The 2,683-nt window shown below is 58.3% G+C and carries 1 protein-coding gene, 2 pseudogenes and 1 other annotated feature; all 3 genes and pseudogenes read left to right on the top strand.

Annotated elements, in window-relative coordinates; translation table 11 throughout:
* Positions 1-37: 37 nt before the first annotated feature.
* A pseudogene (locus tag P0D96_RS47735) lies at positions 38-953 on the top strand (IS3 family transposase); the annotation flags it as partial.
* Positions 316-432, top strand: a sequence feature (AL1L pseudoknot). It overlaps the preceding pseudogene by 117 nt.
* A 292-nt stretch (positions 954-1,245) precedes the next feature.
* On the top strand, positions 1,246-2,331 hold the full coding sequence (locus P0D96_RS47730; protein ID WP_408321263.1) for an IS110 family RNA-guided transposase: 1,086 nt from the start codon (positions 1,246-1,248) through the stop codon (positions 2,329-2,331).
* Between the two features lie 16 nt (positions 2,332-2,347).
* Positions 2,348-2,662 (top strand): annotated as a pseudogene (locus tag P0D96_RS47725) (integrase core domain-containing protein); the annotation flags it as partial.
* Between the last annotated feature and the right edge of the window lie 21 nt (positions 2,663-2,683).

Genomic DNA, 2,683 nt, shown 5'->3' with positions numbered 1-2,683 from the left:
ATTTGGTGGAGGCTCCAACTCTTGAGAAAATGGAGCTATGAACAAGTCGAACAAATTTTCTGCTGAAGTCCGGGAACGTGCAGTGCGCATGGTGCAAGAGCATCGGGGCGAGTATCCGTCACAGTGGGCAGCGATCGAATCCATCGCCCCCAAAATCGGCTGCACGAGCCAGACATTGCTGGGGTGGGTCAAACGAGATGAAGTCGATAGCGGCGAGCGCGAGGGCGTGAGCACGTCGGAACGCGAACGTCTTAAAGCACTGGAGCGCGAAGTCAAGGAACTGCGCCGCGCCAACGAGATTCTGAAACTGGCGAGTGCGTTTTTCGCCCAGGCGGAGCTCGACCGCCGCCTGAAGTCCTGAAGGCCTTCATCGATCAGCATCGCGACACCTTCGGGGTCGAGCCGATCTGCAAGGTCTTGCGGATTGCCCCGTCGGGCTACCGGCGCCATGCTGCACAGCTTCGCGATCCGTCGCGTCGCTGCGCTCGTGCGATACGCGATGAACGCCTGCGGCCGGAGATTCAGCGTGTCTGGCAAGCCAACATGCGGGTCTACGGAGCGGATAAAGTCTGGAAGCAGATGAACCGGGAGCGTATCGCGGTGGCTCGCTGCACTGTCGAACGGCTGATGAAGCAACTGGGTTTGGTGGCGTGATGCGAGGCAAACGTGTTCGCACGACCATTTCCGATGCGGCAGCTGCGCGCCCGCTGGATCGGGTCAACCGGCAGTTCAGGGCAGACCGGCCAAACCAGCTCTGGGTTTCTGATTTCACCTACGTCTCGACGTGGCAGGGCTGGCTCTATGTGGCCTTCGTGATCGACGTGTTTGCCCGGCGGATTGTCGGTTGGCGCGTCAGTTCGTCGATGACTACAGACTTCGTTCTGGATGCACTTGAACAGGCACTTTATTCGCGGCGGCCAAGCGGCGATGGAACGCTGATACATCACTCCGACAGTAAGAATACAGGTACCAGCTGTTTCCGGCCGGTCTGTGATTTACAACGACAGCCTTTTGCGGAAGCTCTGGTGCCGTAAAGCGTTCCGGGCGACCTGACCCGCACTCCGATCGACTGATTGTCTTTCCCCTGACCTGTCGGTCATCCGGAACTGCCGAACGGCGAGATTTTGCCTCGTCGATACGTGTGACTCAAGAAGGGCCTGACGCTCTGTCACTTTACTGTCTTGTCCGTGTACTCGATGCCGGTGAAATCACCCAAACCATTATCGACAACCGGAGCAAGGCTGTATGAAAGAAGAAGAGGCTACCGCTGGCCGCCGCAGTGTCGTGGGCGGTGTTGATACGCACAAGGATCTGCATGTCGTGGCTGTCGTCGACGAGCACGATCGCGTGTTGGGCAATGAATGCTTCCCGACTACCCGGCACGGCTATAAACAGATGTTGTTGTGGATGCGGTCATTTGGCGAGCTTGCACGGGTCGGCGTCGAATGCACTGGAAGCTACGGCGCGGGGCTGCTTCGCTACCTGCAGCAGGCTCATGTGACAGTGCTGGAGGTTACCACGCCGGATAAAAGCGACCGGCGCAAGCGCGGAAAAGACGATACGCTGGATGCACAGAACGCCGCCCACGCTGCTTTCGCTGGTATCCGCACGGTCACACCCAAAAGCCGCGACGGCATGATCGAATCCTTGCGCGTGCTGAAAGTGTGTCGCAAGACGGCGATTGCGGCCCGTCGAGTTGCCTTACAGCTGATCCACAATACGATTGTCTGCGCACCCGATGAACTGCGTGAATCACTACGCGCAATGACCCGTATGCAGCTCATTCGCACATTGGCTGCGTGGCGGCCGGATCTCTCCGACTACCGGAACCTGGCTTCTGCTTACCGGATCACGCTGAAGTCTCTGGGACGTCGCTATCTGGAACTGCATGACGAGATTGCCGACCTCGATGTCATGATAGCGGCTCTCGTTGACGAGCTGGCCCCTGATCTGATCTCGCGCAATTCAATCGGCTATGAGTCTGCGTCGCAGCTGTTACTGACAGCTGGCGACAACAGCAGCCGGCTTCAGTCAGAAGCCAGCTTCGCTGCCCTGTGCGGCGTCAGCCCCGTTCCGGCGTCTTCGGGAAAGGTAACGCGGCATCGGCTGAATCGCGGCGGCGACCGCGCTGCCAATAGTGCGCTGCACATCATTGCCATCGGTCGACTACGAACTGACGCTCGTACAAAGGCGTATGTCGCCAAACGCGTCAGCGAGGGACACTCCAAGCTTGAAGCGATTCGTTGTCTCAAGCGCTATATCGCCCGGGAGGTCTACTACCTCATTCGGCAGCGAAACCGCCAGATCGCGCAGGTTCAAATTGCTACTTGACCTTTAGAAGGGCGTCAGAGGCTCGCAATACGTCAGCATTCGCTATAGCGAGCGACTGGCCGAAGCGGGCATTGAGCCCTCGGTTGGTAGCCGTGGCGACAGCTACGACAACGCACTGGCTGAGACAATCAACGGTTTGTACAAGGCCGAACTGATTCATCGTCGCACCTGGAAAACACGGGAGTCCGTCGAGTTGGCAACGCTGGAATGGGTGGCCTGGTTCAACCATCATCGATTGATGGAACCCCTCGGCTACATCCCGCCTGCTGAAGCTGAGGCAAACTACTATCGGCAACTTGAAACACCGGTCGCCGAACCCGCATTAACTTAAACCAACCAGCCTCCACGATTC

It is taken from the genome of Paraburkholderia sp. RL17-347-BIC-D (assembly GCF_046027915.1).
Lineage (GTDB): Bacteria > Pseudomonadota > Gammaproteobacteria > Burkholderiales > Burkholderiaceae > Paraburkholderia.
This window is presented reverse-complemented; position numbering and strand designations above follow the sequence as displayed.

Excerpts from the sequence above, each read along its gene's own strand:
- P0D96_RS47730 (WP_408321263.1), top strand. The coding sequence starts at position 1,246 with ATGAAAGAAGAAGAGGCTACCGCTGGCCGCCGCAGTGTCGTGGGCGGT.